Annotated in this window: 18 protein-coding genes and 2 pseudogenes; 11 read left to right on the plus strand and 9 right to left on the minus strand. The window is 58.2% G+C overall.

What is annotated here, in order from left to right; all coding sequences use genetic code 11:
- Positions 1–166: 166 nt before the first annotated feature.
- Positions 167–742: pseudogene (locus tag ELB75_RS06420) on the plus strand (IS30 family transposase); the annotation flags it as partial.
- A gap of 144 nt (positions 743–886) precedes the next feature.
- On the opposite strand, the gene ELB75_RS06425 reads toward ELB75_RS06420, so the two are convergent.
- The 3 genes and pseudogenes from ELB75_RS06425 to ELB75_RS06435 all read right to left on the minus strand — a co-directional run bounded on the left by ELB75_RS06425 (position 887) and on the right by ELB75_RS06435 (position 3,782).
- Positions 887–1,372 (minus strand): phage virion morphogenesis protein, encoded by a 486-nt coding sequence (locus ELB75_RS06425; RefSeq protein ID WP_126983221.1) that lies wholly within the window; start codon positions 1,370–1,372, stop codon positions 887–889.
- Positions 1,373–1,374: 2 nt separating this feature from the next.
- Positions 1,375–2,280 carry a phage head morphogenesis protein gene (locus ELB75_RS06430; protein ID WP_126983222.1) on the minus strand — a complete coding sequence of 302 codons (906 nt, stop codon included), beginning with the start codon at positions 2,278–2,280 and terminating at the stop codon, positions 1,375–1,377.
- Positions 2,277–3,782, minus strand: a pseudogene (locus ELB75_RS06435) (DUF935 domain-containing protein). The gene ELB75_RS06430 and the pseudogene ELB75_RS06435 overlap by 4 nt, the downstream one beginning before the upstream one ends.
- Here ELB75_RS06435 and ELB75_RS06445 point away from each other — a divergent pair.
- The 9 genes from ELB75_RS06445 to ELB75_RS06480 all read left to right on the plus strand — a co-directional run bounded on the left by ELB75_RS06445 (position 3,739) and on the right by ELB75_RS06480 (position 9,173).
- Positions 3,739–4,050 carry a GPW/gp25 family protein gene (locus ELB75_RS06445; protein WP_431306057.1) on the plus strand — a complete coding sequence of 104 codons (312 nt, stop codon included), beginning with the start codon at positions 3,739–3,741 and terminating at the stop codon, positions 4,048–4,050. The pseudogene ELB75_RS06435 and the gene ELB75_RS06445 sit on opposite strands and share 44 nt — an antisense overlap.
- 2 nt (positions 4,051–4,052) lie before the next feature.
- Positions 4,053–5,195 (plus strand): baseplate assembly protein, encoded by a 1,143-nt coding sequence (locus ELB75_RS06450; protein WP_126983223.1) that lies wholly within the window; start codon positions 4,053–4,055, stop codon positions 5,193–5,195.
- 3 nt (positions 5,196–5,198) lie between these two features.
- A complete protein-coding gene (locus ELB75_RS06455) occupies positions 5,199–5,777 on the plus strand; it encodes a phage tail protein (protein WP_023887382.1) in 579 nt (192 codons plus the stop codon).
- Complete coding sequence (locus tag ELB75_RS06460; protein ID WP_126983224.1) at positions 5,778–6,758, plus strand: phage tail protein; 981 nt, start codon at positions 5,778–5,780, stop codon at positions 6,756–6,758.
- Positions 6,759–6,779: 21 nt separating this feature from the next.
- Positions 6,780–7,223, plus strand: coding sequence for a hypothetical protein (locus ELB75_RS12865; protein ID WP_241236044.1), 444 nt, complete (start codon positions 6,780–6,782; stop codon positions 7,221–7,223).
- Entirely contained in the window at positions 7,184–7,561 is a 378-nt protein-coding gene (locus tag ELB75_RS12870; protein WP_488782851.1) for a DUF4376 domain-containing protein, read from the plus strand. Before ELB75_RS12865 ends, ELB75_RS12870 begins: the two co-directional genes overlap by 40 nt.
- Entirely contained in the window at positions 7,558–8,043 is a 486-nt protein-coding gene (locus ELB75_RS06470; RefSeq protein WP_126983225.1) for a hypothetical protein, read from the plus strand. The genes ELB75_RS12870 and ELB75_RS06470 overlap by 4 nt, the downstream gene beginning before the upstream one ends.
- A gap of 166 nt (positions 8,044–8,209) precedes the next feature.
- Positions 8,210–8,392, plus strand: coding sequence for a Com family DNA-binding transcriptional regulator (locus tag ELB75_RS06475; protein ID WP_126983226.1), 183 nt, complete (start codon positions 8,210–8,212; stop codon positions 8,390–8,392).
- Positions 8,331–9,173: a DNA adenine methylase gene (locus ELB75_RS06480; protein ID WP_241236046.1), complete on the plus strand. Its 843-nt coding sequence runs from the start codon at positions 8,331–8,333 to the stop codon at positions 9,171–9,173. Before ELB75_RS06475 ends, ELB75_RS06480 begins: the two co-directional genes overlap by 62 nt.
- 40 nt (positions 9,174–9,213) lie before the next feature.
- Here the strand turns inward: ELB75_RS06480 and ELB75_RS06485 are convergent, their stop codons facing one another.
- Positions 9,214–9,570, minus strand: coding sequence for a hypothetical protein (locus ELB75_RS06485; protein ID WP_126983228.1), 357 nt, complete (start codon positions 9,568–9,570; stop codon positions 9,214–9,216).
- Positions 9,571–9,817: 247 nt separating this feature from the next.
- Between ELB75_RS06485 and ELB75_RS06490 the strand changes: the two genes are divergently transcribed.
- Positions 9,818–10,613 (plus strand): IS5 family transposase gene (locus ELB75_RS06490; RefSeq protein WP_126982866.1). Its coding sequence is split into 2 segments (ribosomal slippage): positions 9,818–10,183 and positions 10,185–10,613, totalling 795 coding nucleotides; the frame shifts between segments, so codons are not numbered across the junction.
- Positions 10,614–10,730: 117 nt separating this feature from the next.
- Here ELB75_RS06490 and ELB75_RS06495 read toward each other — a convergent pair.
- From ELB75_RS06495 to ELB75_RS06515, 5 genes are all read right to left on the minus strand, one after another.
- Positions 10,731–11,618, minus strand: coding sequence for a lipid A biosynthesis lauroyl acyltransferase (locus tag ELB75_RS06495; RefSeq protein WP_126983229.1), 888 nt, complete (start codon positions 11,616–11,618; stop codon positions 10,731–10,733).
- 131 nt (positions 11,619–11,749) lie between these two features.
- Entirely contained in the window at positions 11,750–12,544 is a 795-nt protein-coding gene (gene cysE / locus ELB75_RS06500) for a serine O-acetyltransferase (protein ID WP_064090079.1), read from the minus strand.
- Positions 12,545–12,757: 213 nt separating this feature from the next.
- On the minus strand, positions 12,758–14,017 hold the full coding sequence (rho, locus tag ELB75_RS06505; protein WP_126983230.1) for a transcription termination factor Rho: 1,260 nt from the start codon (positions 14,015–14,017) through the stop codon (positions 12,758–12,760).
- Between the two features lie 247 nt (positions 14,018–14,264).
- Entirely contained in the window at positions 14,265–14,597 is a 333-nt protein-coding gene (gene trxA / locus ELB75_RS06510) for a thioredoxin TrxA (protein WP_126983231.1), read from the minus strand.
- A gap of 258 nt (positions 14,598–14,855) precedes the next feature.
- Complete coding sequence (locus ELB75_RS06515; protein WP_126983232.1) at positions 14,856–15,941, minus strand: metallophosphoesterase; 1,086 nt, start codon at positions 15,939–15,941, stop codon at positions 14,856–14,858.
- Between the last annotated feature and the right edge of the window lie 392 nt (positions 15,942–16,333).

The following is a 16,333-nucleotide window of genomic DNA, read 5'->3' on the forward strand; positions in this document are numbered from 1 at the left end:
TATTTTAGCGCAAAACGGGGCTGGGTTTTAGCTTTGCAGAAACTCAGCTTCCTGCGGAAACTTCGTTTTCAGGTAGCCGCACATTCGCCTTTCAAGTGCAACGATTCTCCAAACAGAAAGGCCAGTATGCGGTAGCATACAGCCTTTCCGCCAAGAAAGAGTGCACATGAGCTACACGCAACTGACCCAAGACGAAAGATACCACATCCAACACCACTCGCACCAACCCATCAGCCAAATCGCCAAAGAACTCGGCAGAAGCAAAAGCACCATCAGCCGCGAAATCAAGCGAAACAGTTAAAACGGCAGGTACAACGCAGCAGAAGCCGCCCGCCAAAGTGCATACCGCACCGGCCGGCGGCAAGCCTACAAACTCACACCCGCCCTCTGTCGCCGCATCAACAAACTCGTCCGGGAAAAACTCAGCTCCGAGCAAATCTGCGGCTATTTGGCCAGACACCACGGCATCCGGCTGCACCAGGCAACTATTTACCGCTACCTTGCCCGAAACAGAGCCAAGGGCGGCAAGCTGTGGCAGCACCTGCGCATCGCCTCCAAACCCTACCGCAAACGGCGCGGCAGCATTTGGACCCGGGGCAAAGTCCCCGACCGTACCGACATCTCCCTGCGTCCCGACATCATCAACAAAAAGCAGCGTATCGGCGATTGGGAAGCGGACACCATTGTCGGCAAAGGGCAAAAGAGTGCCTTACTCACCTTGGTAGAACGTCGCAGCAAATACCTGATGAAACCCAGTGAGATAAATATAAGGGGTCTGTGAGATAAATGGGATTAAGTTGGATGAGGATGGATGATGGGGGATGGGAAATTTGTAACAACGTTGCACTGGATGCAACAAAACGGAGCGGGCGAAGTTGCCCGCTTTTTATTTTCGGACACCCCGTGCCAAAGCATCGAGGGCGACATCCAGCAGGCGGGATTCGGCGCCGGCCTGAAGTGTACCGCCTTTGCTCATCGGCAGGTAGGGGCGAGCGGGAATTTTGACTTGTTTGACCCTGCGGAAGCCATCGCCGACTTTGAATACCAGATAGGGTTTGTTTTTGGCTTTGACCGTGCCGCCGAACTGGTGGATGGCGGCATAGGGTTTGTTGGTGCCGATGCGGGCGAAGTTGCTGCCGGAGGCAGTGTGGATACTGGCGGCCAGTTGTCCGCTCTTTTGCAGGATTTTGCCGCCGCGCGCATTGGCCGGCCATTTTTTCCCGCCCCAGCTTTCGGATTCGAAGTTGTCTTCCGTAATACTGAGCAGTTCGGCGGCAATGGCTCGCATCATCGGGCGCGGGTGGCGGGCGTTGCGCAGCAGCTGCCCGAGGCCGCGTTGCAGGTCGCTGTCGTCCAAGCTGATTTCCAGCATCGTCATCCTTTCAATAGATTAATTACCCAAGCCAGCTGGGCGGCATTGAGCGAGGATTTGAAACGCTCGTTGCCCATCATCTGCCGCAGCGCCACACGGGCAATATCGGGATGGGCGGCCTGCGCCTTATCCACCGCCACCGAAGCCATGCGGGAGAGCATGGCCTTGCCTTGGTTGGCATTGAAGCCGGCATTGGGGGCGACAAACTGTCCGTTGATGCGGATGCCGGTGCGCCGGGCATGGCGTTCTTCGCCGGTATATTGGTTGACACCGATGTCCACGGTTTGGGTTTCCAGCTGCGGGCTGGGTTGTACCCGGTCTGCCCCACGGCTGCGCGACAAGGGTCGAACCCGGCAGCGGCAGCGGTAGTCCAAGGGCGGATACAGGCTGTCCCACACCGGGTCGTCGGCGGCATAAACGCTGCCGTGCAGCAGGCGGTGGGTTTCGCGGGTACGTTCGTCGTTGACCGCCACGTATTCCCAGTATGGGTGAGTATCCACGGCATCCATCATCTCGGCATAACGCCCGGCCATATAGGCCGACTGCATATTGGTCAGGTAGATGGTTTTCAGGCGGTGCGGGCTGCCCAGGCGCACGGTTTGGATTTCGCCGGTGTCCGGGTGCGGCACGTCCTGCCTGCCCCACCAGCCTTTGGCCTGCAACACCGGCGTCAGCCGCTCGCTGAACTGCTCCAAGGTCTGCCCGCTTTCGGCGGCTTTGACCACGGCGGCATAGATGTCCGAGACCACATCCATGCGGGCGGTTTTGGCCACGGTGAAGGCGGTGGCGTGCGCATCGTCCAGCATGTCCTGCCAGTCCCACGATACGTTGATGCCTTTCTGCTGCAGGTAGGCTACGGCAGCTTCGGGCTGCATGCCGAAGATGGCTTTGATGTCTTCGGGGTTCATTCGGCCAGTTCCTCAGCGGCTTCCACCCTGCCGACCAGTTCGGCCAAGAAGATTAGCCGTGCCAACTCGTCCTGCAGCGCAACATCATCCATATCGGGATAGGCGGCAGTCAGCCTGTCCAATACCGCTTCGGGCGTGGCCGCCCCCTGTTTTAGGCTGCCGACCAGCGCATCGGTTAATGCCTGCCCCTGTGCGTTGAGGCTACCTGAAAGCGGGGCGAGGGTGTCGATGACCAAACCGGCATCGGCAGCCGGCCGGTGTTCGGCAAAGTCGGCCAAAGGTGACGCCGGCGTCGCATTTGGCGGAGAGGCTACCTGAACAATATCGTCGTCGCTCAGGTTGTAGGCGCGTTTCCAGTAGCTTTCGGATAATTGTACGCCGCAGCCGGTCAGGATTTGGTCGCGTTCGGCCAAGGTCTTGTCGCCTGCTTCTTCGGTGTACAAAACAAACTGCGGGCGCGGGGTGTCGGCGGCGAAGTTGAAATCGCAAATCCAGTCGATAAGCTGATTCAGGCAGCCTTCGACGATGCGGCAGTCGTTGTCCCGAATATCCTTGGTTACCTCCAAACCTGCGGTGGCGCTGGCGTGGGTGCTGTCTTTCTCGGTGGTCTGGTCTTGGCCGAGCAGCGCAATGGCAATCTCGGAGCGGCAGTAGCGGATAAAGCGGTCATACACATCGGCACTACCCTGTTTACCCGCCGCCTCTTTGATTTCAACGCTGCTGTCATCAGGGATGGTGGCCACCGAGTTGCCGATTAGCTGTTCCAGCGCATCCAGCAGGCGGTCGGTGTCTTGGTCGGTATTGCTGCGCGGCTCGCGGCCGATGATTCACGGCGCGCCGAATTTCTCCGAGAACTCCGCCCAGAATTTCAGGCCGCCGCGTTTGAAGATGGTCGGCCAATAGACTGTAGACAAATCGCCGATGCCGTAGGGATTGATATAGCTGGCATTGTGGGTCGGGCACAGGAATTTGAAGGACGGTACCGGTTCGTCATTCAGGCTACCTGAAAGGCGGAAGTGCAGCTGTCCGTCTTGGTCGAACTGAAACCACTCCTGCGGCTTGGCCACGATTTCGGACGGCAGCCACAGGCTGCCCCGCTGCCAGATGATTTCCAAGGGCTGATAGCCGTACAGGGTGGCATCCAGAATTTGGTTGATCAGGCGGTACAGGTCAAAACCGGAGAACAGCTCGGCAAGGGTGTCGTAGACCGTATCAGGCGCGCCGTTGGCTTCGATGCGCCACTCCATTCCGGCTACCGCCGACTTCCGGCGGCGCACATGGCCGGCGACAATCGGGTCGGACAAGCCATGTACATCACGCGCGAAGACATCAAGGCTGCCGCCAGCTTGGCCGAGCTGACTCAACTGACCAACGATATCGGCGGCAGCACCGAGCCGGACACCGACCACCCCGCGCAGCCGCCACTGGCAGCCCGCCCCGCTTGGAAGCGGGCAGGACATCGTGCAAGACCTCGACGACATCAACCAGTGCATCGAAAACATCCTCGCCACCCGCAAGGGCAGCGACGTGCTGCGGCCGGATTTCGGCAGCAATTGGTTCGACTACATCGACTACCCGGAAGACGAATTTATCCCCAACACCGTGCGCGAGGTCATCCTTGCCATCCAGACGTGGGAAAAGCGGGCACTGGTCGAGCAGGTCACGTTTGCCGGCCACGCCCCGCATATCACCATGACCGTACATTGGCGCGTAGCAGATGAAGTGGCGGGCGAAATCTACCGCACCGACATTGTGCTTGAGGCTACCTGAAAATGGATTTGAGCAAACTGAAACGCGAAGAGGTCAAGATTGTCGACGACGACTTGGCGCAAAGCCTGGCCGCCACCATCGCCGACTACGAGCAACGCGCGGGCAAAGTGTTGCAGCCCGCCCATATCGAACGGCTGCTGATCAACACCTTTGCCTACCGAGAACACCTGCTGCGCCAGCAGGTGAACGAAGCCTACCGCCAGCAGCACCCGCGCTTTGCCACCGGCCTGATGCTGGACTTGTGCAGCGACGACGTGTCTACCCCGCGCCTGCAGGCGCAGCCCGCCCTGACCACCCTGCGCTTTGCTGCGGTATTGAGCAGTTTGGAGCAAATCACCATACCCAAGGGCACGCGGGTCAATGCCGGGCAGACCAGCTTTGTCACCACTGAAGCCGCCCTGCTGACTGCCGCCCAAAGCAGCGCCGAAGTGGCCGCCGAATGCACCGAAACCGGCACAGTCGGCAACGGCTGGTCGGTCGGACAAATCAACAGTCTGGCCGAGCGGCTGCATCCGACGATTGATGTGGCCGTCAGCAACACCACCGTTTCTGCCGGCGGGGTGGAAATCGAAGACGACGAAGCCTACCGCGAGCGCGTGTTGCTGGCACCGGAGAGCTTTAGCGTAGCCGGGCCGGTGGGTGCCTACCAATATTGGGCGCGGCAGGCCAGCCCGGCGGTGGTGGACGTGCACGTGGCCAACGATACCGACGGCGGCGGCCAGCCTATAGGCGGTCGGGTGGCGGTGACCGTGCTGGCCAAAGACGGCCTGCCCAATGCCGAGCTGATTGGCAAGGTTCAGGCTGCCTTATCGGCCGAGAAACGCCGCCCGCTGTGCGACACCGTAGTGGTCAAAGCCCCGACTCCCGTCGATTACACGCTGGACGCCGAGCTGACCCTGTTTACCGGCACCGATGCCCGCACCGCCAAAGCGGCGGCCGAACAGGCATGGGCGGTGTATGAAGCCGCCCGCCGCAGTCGGCTCGGTTTGGACATCGTGCCGCTGGACATCATGAGTGCGCTGAAAGTGGCCGGTGTCTACAACGTGGTGCTGCATAACCTGCCGCTGACCGTGGTCAAGCCCGACCAGTGGGCGCGCTGCACCAGTACCACCATCCGCATTGCCGCACAAACGGCGGAGGGCTAGACGATGGCCAAACTTTCCTACGCCGCCATCATCGAACGCGACCAACGCGCCCGCGCCCTGGCCGAATTGGGTCTGCGTTTGGATTTGGCCGAGCTGCCACAGCTGATGCCGCGCCTGGTCGATTTGGTCGCCCCCGAACACCTGCCGCTGTTGGCCGAGAGCCGCAGTATCTTGGGTGCCGACGGCTACTGGCTGGCCGAATCCGACGATGCGCGGCGCAAGCTGATTAAAGGTGCATACGAGCTGCACCGCTACAAAGGCACGCCGTGGGCAATCCGCGAAATCGTGCGGCGGCTCGGGTTCGGTGAGGTACGGATTATTGAAGGGCTCACCGGCCAAACCTACGACGGCAGCATCAACTACAACGGCAGCCATGTTTACGGTGCCGGCAGCTACTGGGCGCACTACCGCATCATCATGAACAGCGTGATTACCAACGACCAGGCCGCGCTGTTGCGCAAAACGCTGGCCGCCTTCGCACCGGCACGCTGCCTGTTGGCAGCCTTGGATTATCAGGCCGTCCCCCTGCGTTACAACGGGCGGGCGGCCTACGACGGCAACTTTAACTTTGGAGCAGCTTAAATGGCGAATATCACGGAAGAACTGAGCAACCCGCAATGGGCGGAAGGTATCTACCAGCTGGAAACTACCGACCCGGTATTGGGCGGGCCGAACGGCATTGCCAACCGGCAGGCCAAGGAACTGGCCGCGCGGACGCAGTATTTGAAGAAGAAGCAGGAAGAGTACAAACCGGGTGCGGCCAGCACTACTAAGGCCGGCATCGTACAGCTCTCGTCTGCCACTGACAGCAACAGCGAAGAGCTGGCAGCCACGCCGAAGGCGGTGAAGGCGGCTTACGACAAAGCCGTCGCCGCCAAAGAAGCAGCAGACGGAGCAGTCAAAACCACCGCCAACCAAGAAATCGCCGGCGACAAAACCTTTACCGGCCTTACTACCCTGAAAAAGGGCGCGATTGTAGCCGACAGCGTGGGCGACTTTAACACCAACCAATACCTGCAAATCGGCTCCAATAATGTGAACTCCTATTTTTACAACAAAAGGAGCGGCAAATACCTGTCCATGCGCAACGACGGCGAGCTGCGCTATGACGGTAAGCGCCTGCTCAATGTGGACGACCTCGCCGGCATGATACCCAGCGGCGCCGTGATGTACTTCGCCGGGCAGACCGCCCCGACCGGCTGGCTCAAAGCCAATGGCGCCGCCGTATCCCGTAGCACCTATGCCGCCCTGTTTGCCGCCATCGGTACCACCTACGGCACAGGCGACGGACGCAGCACGTTTAACCTGCCCGACTTACGCGGCGAATTTGTGCGCGGTTGGGACGACGGGCGCGGGGTGGATAACGGTCGTGTATTTGGCTCAGCGCAGGCAGACGAGTTTAAGGCGCACACCCACGGCGGCGTGCCACAACGTGCCGGCGACAGCGACCGAGGCGGCGCGGTGTCATGGTTTTCAATTGACGGCATCGGGCAGACTGAGGCGGCGGGCGGCAGCGAAACCCGCCCGCGCAACATTGCGCTGCTTGCCTGTATCAAGATTTAAGGCTACCTGAAAGGATAAATCATGAGCGAAAACCAATACCCGCCCACCAAACCCGTTTGTCAGTTGGATGCCGACAGCCTCTACCTGCACCAAACCGTGGCCGACCTCGACCCGTTGGCCGCAGACGGCAGTTATCTGCTGCCTGCCGGCTGCATCGACACCCAGCCGCCCGAAGCCCGTGCAGGCTTTGCCGCCAAATGGCTACCTGAAAAAGCCGAATGGCAATACCTGCCCGACCATCGCGGCAAAACCGCCTATCAGACCAGCGATGGCGCAGCGGTAGTGATTGAGCAAGTGGGCGAATTACCCGATGGGCTGACCTTTGCCCCTAGGGAGAACGAGCATCAAACATGGGATGCCAAGGCTAAATCTTGGGTGTTGCCCCCGCTGTCGCAGCGCAAATCAAAGAGCAACAACAAGATGAGATGTGGGAGAGAATCAAAGATAAGAGGTATGACAACTTAAGGCACGGGGTGTACGCCAAATCGGTTGGGAAGTGGTTTCAAACCGACGACGCCACGCGCCTGCAATATCTGGCGCTGGCACTGGAAAGCGTAACGGGCGGCTTTAAAAAGCCCATCAACTGGAAAACGATGGATAACAGCTTTTTGATGCTCACCCCCGAGCTACTGCGCGAAATCATGCAAGCCATGCACGATGACGAACAGGCGGATTTTATCAATGCCGAGAAGCATAAGGCAGCCATGTTGAAGTCGGAAAACCCGCTGGAATACGACTACAGCGGCGGCTGGACGGCCAACTACGAACAGTCCGCTGCCGAGCTTGAGGAGGCTGAAAAATGAACCGGCAACAAATCTATCTCGCTCTATACAAAGGTCGTCGGGACGGCTCCGGCTGGCGCGTATGGTGTGCCCGTGCCACCGATTGGCTCACCCGTATCCTCACCCGCGGCCAGTACAGCCACGCCGAGATTGTGGTGCGCGAGCATCCGCAGGCATCGGTTTATACCTGCTACTCCGCTTCCATCCGCGATAAAGGCGTGCGCTGCAAAGTGATGCCGCTGCCGGCGGCCAAATGGGATTTGATTCCATTGCCCTCCGCCCCGGAGGCACACGAGCAGCTGCAGCGGGTGTGGGCGGCCACCGAGGGGCAGGGCTACGACCTGATGGGCGCATTGGGTATTGCCTTCGGGCTGCCGCAAAACCGCCGCCGCTGGTTCTGCTCCGAGTGGTGCGCCGCCGCATTGGGGCTGCCAGACGGCTGGCGTTGGTCGCCCAACGACCTCGCCGCCATCGTGCCCGCCCTATATAAAGAGGAGGCATGAAAATACCCGCCACAGGGGCGGGTATACGCAATAAGTAAGACGGCGGCGCGGCCGGTGTTTGCCCACCAAACCGCGCCAGCCACGCAGACTAGACCTGCATGACCCAAGGCCGCCACCTCTAGAGGCGGGCGGATTCTAACATACCGGTAATGTGGGAGCTGCAAAAATGCAATATCGTTGCAAAAACTGTAATAAGCTGTTGGCCAAAGGCGAGGGGCAATTGGAAATCAAATGTCCGCGCTGCAAAGCGGTCAACCAATTTGGTTCTTTAACAACCCGGAGTGCCCGTGAGCGCCAAACTTCAAGGAGTAAGCATCATGGGCAACACCAATCCCGTCAGTCCGCTTAGGGGCTGGCTGGGCGGCAAATACCGCCTGGCCGGTACCATCATTCCGTTAATCCCGTCAGACCATACCTGCTACGCCGAAGTGTTCGGCGGTGCGGCATGGGTGCTGTTCAAAAAGCCGCCATCCAAAGTGGAGGCCATCAACGACATCAACGCTGATGTCATCAACCTATATAGGTGTGTCCAAAACCACCTGCCAGAACTGCTGCGGCAGGCCGAATACCTGTTGCCCAGCCGCGATGAGTATTGCCGGCTGCAGCATTGCAATCCCTCCACCCTGACCGACATCCAGCGTGCGGTGCGCTTCCTCTATCTGCACCGCATGGGTTTCGGCGGTAAGGTGGTCGAGTTCTGCTGCGCTGCCACCAGCACCCGTCCGCCCAAGTTCCGCGCCGATCGGTTGGCCGAGGAACTGCAACACAGCCACCGCCGCCTGCAGGGCGTGATGCTGGAGCGGCTCAACTACGACGACTTCATCGCCCGTTACGACAAGCCCGGCACCTTCTTTTACATCGACCCGCCGTATTGGGACTGTGAGACGATGTACGGTAAAGGCATCTTCGCCAAAGCCGACTTCGAACGGCTGGCCGAGCAGCTACGCCACATTAAAGGGCGCTTCCTGCTGTCGATTAACGACGTACCTCCCATTAGGGAGATTTTTACCGGCTTCCAGTTTAAAGAGGTCAGCCTGCGCTACAGCATCAATAAGGAGATTACTACCGAGGCTGACGAGCTGTTGATTGCCAACTACCCCATCAACACCGACAGGGCAGAGCCGGCCTGATGTGTGGACAAAGCAAAAGGGACGATGTCGTCCCTTTTTGTTATGCCTCTTCCATCTCCAGGGCGATGATTTCCATCAGCCCGGCCAGATACGGCACCGAGGCGGGCAGGTGGGTTCCCCGCGCCAGTTCGCGGCCGAGCCGCCATTGATTCCAGCGGGCAGCTGTGTGGGCGACTGCCTCATCGGTGGCCACACCGTCTTCCACCTGCTGCACTACATCATCCGCGAAATGGCGGCCGTGGCGCGTATCCAAAAATACCGCCACCACCTCGGCCGGAGCGATTGGGCTGATGAGCCCGCACACGGCAGCCTGCCATAAGGCATCGGCATCCTGCCCGCGCAGGGTACAGGTGCCGTAAAAGCCGTATTCTCTGTTTTGGGTTTGGGGGATGTTCATCGCTGCCTCCTATTCAAATGATGGAGACATGGTGCCGTAGAGCCGGCGAGACATCCAGCAATGGGATGGCTGCTTTCGGCACCAAACAAAAAATCCCGCCTTTCTCGGGCAGGATTTGTAATAAAGTTGCACGGGGTGCAATAAATTCAAAACCGATTTATCGCGCCGGAGCGGGTAGATTTATCGCGCGCGGCTTCAACCTGATTAGACCTATTGCGAAAGTATCCTGAAGATTTACAATTCCCAAATGAAATACGAAAACCTCATCCAAAGAAGCGACAGGGAATTCAAACGGCTCACAGGTGTAACGCCCGTCCTTTTTCACGAAATGCTGCAAGTCACCACAGAAGCAGAAAGCCGGAAGGTCAAGTCAGGCAGGCCGCATACGCTCGGTTTGGCAGACCAACTGCTGCTTACCCTAAGCTATCTGCGCCATTACCATACCCAACTCGAATTGGCCGCCATCTACGGCCTTTCCGAAAGCAATGTCTGCCGCACCATCCGTAAAACCGAGGACGCCCTCATCCGTTGCAAACGCTTCTCCCTGCCAAAGCACAAGAATCCGGGCGACCAAACGGTCATCATTGACGTTACCGAAAGCCCGATTGAACGTCCCAAAAAAACAGCGGCAGTATTACAGCGGCAAGAAAAGGCGGCACACGGTTAAAATCCGGGTCATATACGGCAGGGAAACGGAAAAAATCATCAGCATCCGGACGGGGATGGGTGCCCGGCATGACATGCGTTTAGCCAAGAGGCACCTTGCAGAGCTTTATCCCTACAAAATAGTCATTGCGGATAAGGGTTATCAAGGATTGGCCAAAACCGGATTACAGACCCCGAAAAAGAAATCCAAACGTCATCCGCCGGACAAACAGGATAAAGAGGCGAACAGGCGGTTAGGCAAACTCAGAACCGTCATCGAGCACATCAACAGGAAACTGAAGATATTCAAAATATTGTCGCTGCCTTACCGCAACAGGCGGAAACGGTTCGGGTTAAGGGCAAATCTGATTGCAGGACTGGTTAATGCGATGGGATGAATATTTTCGCAAGAGGTCTAATGAAAAGGCTACCTGAAAATTTCAGGTAGCCTCTTTTTGCTTGGAAGGTTTGGGAAAACAGGCCGTTGGAAGATCGCCTTCCGGAGGCCTGTGTGGTTAGGCGCGACCGGGTTTGGCGTAGAAATCGGGGCTGCCTTCGGGGCGAGTTTTGAAGCGTTTGTGCAGCCAGAAGTATTGTTCGGGCTGTTCACGCACGCGCTCTTCGATGAAGTTGTTCATGCGCTGTACGTCGGCTTGTACGTCTTCGCTGGGGAAGTTGTCCCAGGCGGGGTAGAAGCGCAGGGTAACATGGCCGTTTGGCCGGCGGGTGGGGATGGCGGGCACGACTTTGGCTTGGGTGAGGGCGGCGATGCGGGGCAGGCCGGCGATGGTGGCGGTGGGGATGCCGAAGAATTCGGCGAAGATGGAATCTTTGCGGCCGAAGTCTTGGTCGGGCAGGTAGAGGAAGGGGGCGGGGTCGGCACGCAGGTGTTTGATGATGGCGCGCAGGCCTTCGGTGCGGCCGATGAGGAAGACGTTGTTGTAGCGGTGGCGGCCGCGCAGGATTTGCTGGTCGAGCACGGGGTTTTTCTGGTGGGAATACATGCTGGTGAGCGGCACGTCTTGGTTGAGCGCGTACACGGCGAGCTCGAAGGCGGTGAAGTGGGGATAGAGCAGGATGACTTTATTCCCGGCGGCGAGCTCGTTGTCGAGATGATGTTTGTCTTGGTAGCGGACGAGGGATTTGAGCCGCTCGGCGCTGCCATACCAATAGAGGCCGTATTCGAGGATGAGTTTGGCCATGTGGCGGAAGTGGCGTTTGAGCAGGGTTTTGCGCTGTTTTTCGCTTAATTCGGGGAAGCACAGGCGCAGGTTGATTTCGCCGATGCGGCGGCGGGGGACGACGGCATAATAGGCGAGGCTGCCGATGGCGTCGGCCAGCTTTTGGATGGCGGCGAAGGGCAAAAGTTGGATGAGGTAAAGAAAGAAAAAGGCGACTTTCATGGGCGGGTGCAATCGGGCGGGTGTCGGGATGATACAGCGGCGGGCAGGCGAAAGGGCTACCTGAAATGATCTGCCGGCATGTTGGCCGGGCAGAAAGCTGTGCTGTTTGTTTTCAGGTAGCCTTTATGCCTTCATGAATCCAGGCTTTGATCCATATCGGCGGAGGGGCGCACGTTGCCTTGGCCGATCACGCGGGCGGGCACGCCGACTACGGTGCTGTGGGCGGGCACGTCGCTCACCACCACGCTGCCGGCGCCGACTTTGGCGCATTGGTTCACGCGGATGTTGCCGAGGATGGAGGCGTTGGCGCCAATCATCACGCCGTCGCTGATTTTGGGGTGGCGGTCGCCGCCTTCCTTGCCGGAGCCGCCGAGGGTTACGCCGTGTAGGATGGAGATGTCGTTGCCCAAAACGGCGGTTTCGCCCACCACGAGGCCGGTGCCGTGGTCGACCATGATGCCGTGGCCGAAACGGGCGGCGGGGTGGATGTCGATGCCGAACACTTCGGAGGCGCGGTTTTGCAGGAAGTAGGCAAGGGTTTTGCGGCCGTGCTGCCACAGCCAGTTGTTGATGCGGTGGGCTTGCACGGCGTGGAAGCCTTTGTAGTAGAGCAGCGGCAGGTAGTAGGCGTCGCAGGCGGGGTCGCGTTCGTAGTAGGCGATGATGTCGGCCTGCATGGCTTTGGAAATGCGGGTGTCGCTGTCGAGCGCCTGGAAGAAGATTTCGTTGAGCGCGCGGCTGTCCATCACGGGGCTGGCGAGCTTGCTGGAGAGGTGGAAGGCGAGCACGCGGTCGATGCTGCTGTGGCGCAGCACGGTTTGGTGCAGGAAGCTGGCGAGCATGGGCTCGCTTTGGGCGGCTTGGGCGGTTTCGGCCAGGATGGTTTGCCACAGGGTGCGGCTGTCGGCGTAGTCGAGGGTGGTCATTTTATCGTCACTTCAAATAGGGATATTACTGCGTTGGCTCGCCTTGCCGTACTATTTGTACTGTCTGCGGCTCGCCGCCTTGTCCTGATTTTTGTTAATCCACTATGTCGTGCTGCTTCGTATGATTTTTGCGGGAAGCAGCGATAGCTGGCTTTTGGGCGAATGCGGAATGGGTTTCAGGTAGCCTGAGAGGCTACCTGAAATACGGCGGGCTTATTTGCCGCGCATCAGCTCGAAAAACTCGTCGTTGTTTTTGCTGTCTTTGAGTTTGCCCACCAGGAATTCGGTGGCTTCGAGATCGTCCATCGGGTGGAGGAATTTGCGCAGCAGCCACATGCGTTGCAGGTGGTCGTTGGAAACGAGCATTTCTTCGCGGCGGGTGCCGGATTTGTTGATGTTGATGGCGGGGAACACGCGTTTTTCGGCCATGCGGCGGTCGAGGTGCAGCTCCATGTTGCCGGTGCCTTTGAATTCTTCAAAAATTACGTCGTCCATGCGGCTGCCGGTTTCCACCAGTGCGGTGGCGATGATGGTGAGTGAGCCGCCTTCTTCGATGTTGCGGGCGGCGCCGAAGAAGCGTTTGGGGCGGTGCAGGGCGTTGGCATCCATACCGCCGGTGAGGATTTTGCCGGAGGTGGGGGCAACGGTGTTATAGGCGCGCGCCAGGCGGGTGATGGAATCGAGCAGGATCACCACGTCTTTTTTGTGCTCCACCATGCGCTTGGCTTTTTCAATCACCATTTCGGCTACCTGAACGTGGCGGGCGGCGGGTTCGTCGAAGGTGGAGGCCACCACTTCGCCGCGCACGGAACGGGTCATTTCGGTTACTTCTTCGGGGCGCTCGTCGATCAGCAGCACAATCAGCACCACTTCGGGATAGTTGGCGGTGATGGCGTGGGCGATGTTTTGCAGCATCACGGTTTTGCCGGTTTTGGGCGGCGCCACCAAAAGGCCGCGCTGGCCCATGCCGATGGGGGAAACCAAATCGATGGCGCGGGCGGTGATGTTTTCTTCGGCCTTAATATCGCGTTCGAGCTTGATCGGACGGGTAGGGAAGAGGGGGGTAAGGTTTTCAAACAGGATTTTGTGTTTGCACACTTCCGGGTCGTCGCCGTTGATTTTGTCGAGGCGCACGAGGGCAAAATAGCGCTCGTTGTCTTTGGGTACGCGTACGCTGCCTTCGATGGTGTCGCCGGTGTGCAGGTTGAAGCGGCGGATTTGGTTGGGGGAGACGTAGATATCGTCGGGGCTGGCCAGATAGGAAGTGTCGGTGCTGCGCAAGAAGCCGAAGCCGTCGGGCAGGATTTCGAGCGTGCCGGAGCAGCTGAAGCTTTCGCCCTGTTTCATCATGTGGCGGACGATGGAGAACACCAAATCTTGTTTGCGCAGGCGGTTGGCGTTTTCAATGCCGTGTTGTTCGGCCATTTCCAACAGTTTGGAAATGTGCTGGGTCTGTAGTTCGGAAACGTGCATAAGATTATGTTTTGTGTTGAATAATGGGTAAATCGATTAAATGAACGCGCGGTTCAGATAATGGGAAAACGGGGATATGTGTGGGGAATGGGTTTGGAAGATTTAAGAGTTTTGGCTGTTATAAGCCGGAGAATGGGGCTGCGCACCAAAAGTGAGGCGGGCGCAAAACGGCGGCATTCTAGGAGCTTGAGTGCGGCTTGTCAAGGAAAGCCACCGCCCGAAGAAGCGGCGGTGGCGATGGGAAACATTATAAAGCAGCGTTGATAAATTCGATCAATGTTGATTTGGAGAGCCCTGCTGCACCAACTTTGGTTGCAACGCGCTTACCGTTATTAAATACCATCAATGTTGGGATGCTTCGGATACCAAATTGAGCAGCTACTTGATTGTGTTGTTCTACATCAAGCTTAACAATTTGTACTTTACCTTGGAGTTCGTTTGCAACATCGTCCAGAATCGGGGCGATCATTTTGCAAGGGCCGCACCAGGGAGCCCAGAAGTCGAGCAATACGGGCAGCTCGGCTTTCAATACGTCTTTTTCGAAGGCGGCATCGGAGGTGTGGATGATTTGGTTGCTCATGTTTTTTTTCCTTTCAGATAGGGATTTCGGATAGCAGGCAAGATACGGGTTTCGCCGCAAAATAACAAGGCCGGCGGCACGGCGGCAATGGTGTTTATAGCTTTCGGCAATGGCGGCCTTGAGGTTTATTGAGGATCGCACATCCGGGTTTTAAGTGCAATATCCGAATCGGGTTGGCAAGCCTGCCCAGATGCCGTCCAAAATTTCAGGTAGCCTATTATCTGCCAAGCTTGTTTGAAAACCAAACGGCAGCCGGGACTACTCCCCCGACGCATCAATCACCACCACTTCCGACTGCGAGCCCAGCCGCAGGGGGATGCCCCAGAAGCCGTAGCCGGAGGTAACGAAATAATGCCCACGCCCGCGCGCTTCGTAGCCGTAGGAGAGCACGTTGAGCAGCTTCACCACCAGATTGCCGGGGAAAATCTGGCCGTTGTGCACATGGCCGGACACTTGGATGTCGATGGGCAGCTGTTCGTGCCGCGTGATGGAAGTGGGGCGGTGGTCGAGCAGGAATACGGGGCGGGCGGTGTCGATTTGTTTGAGCAAATCGGCGGTGTCGGCGCGGTGCACATCCATTTCATCGGGCCGGCCGAGCACCCAGAAGCGGTTGTCAACGTTGGCCGCATTGTCGTGCAGCACCGTGATGCCGGCCTCTTGCAGCGTGGCGGCGATTTCGGCCTGGTGGCCGAATAAATCGTGGTTGCCCAGCGTGGCATACACGCCCAGCGGCGCGCGCAGGCGCTGCAGGTACGGCTGCATGTGTTCCATGTTGTAGGCTTCGGTATCGTCGTCCATCAAATCGCCGGGCAGGAGGATGATGTCTACCCGTTCGCGCTGCATGATGCGCACCAGCTCGTCGATCTGCCGGCTGCCGAACAGCACGCCCAAGTGCAGGTCGCTGGCCACGCCGATGCGCACCGGTTTATCCAAAGGCTTGCCGATGCGCACTGCATAATACCGTACCACCGGCGTGTAGGCATTGTAGAGCGACAGCGCGAACAGGCCGAAAAACAGCCCTGCCGCCAATACGCGCCTCGCCGTCAGCGTACGCTCCGGCGGCCATTTCAAGCGCAGCAGCTGCCCGGCCGACCACACCGCCAGTATGGTCAGCACGCCGTAGAGCACCACCACCAGCCACAGCGTGAACAAACGGAACAGTATAGACGATAAGTGGAAAAACAAAATGAAAAACAGCCCGTTACCGATGCCGAATACCAGCATCCACACGGCACGGCGGGTAGTGCGGCTCAAATTGTGCGGCAGCAGCCACAACAGTCCTTTGGCAAACAGCCAGCCGAACAGCTGCATCACTAGAAAACCGAGTAAGAGAATCCAAAGCATGATGTGTAGGTAATTTATAGTGGATTAAAAGAAAAATGAGACAAGTCGGCAACGCCCGCCGTGTACGGGATAGTACACAAGGGCGTTGGCAACGCCGTGTCATTGCAATTTTAATCCACTATATTATGGTTGGGGCAAGGCGCGGATTGTAGCCCGATACTGTGTGAGATGGTGTTTACAGGCAAAAACTTATTTCTGCCATATGACAGGCTTAACTTCCGTGATCGCGTTACTCCGCCTTGACGTGCTTTCGTGTTGCCTGCGGTTCACTGCTTTATATCGAAAGCCAATACGGCTGGCTATAGTGAATTAAATTTAAATCAGTACAGCGTTGGCTCGCCTTGCCGTAACGTGTGTACTGTCTGTGGCTCGCCGCCTTGTCCTGATTTAAA

Origin of the sequence: Eikenella corrodens (assembly GCF_003990355.1) — a bacterium.
Classification (GTDB): Bacteria; Pseudomonadota; Gammaproteobacteria; order Burkholderiales; family Neisseriaceae; genus Eikenella; species Eikenella corrodens_B.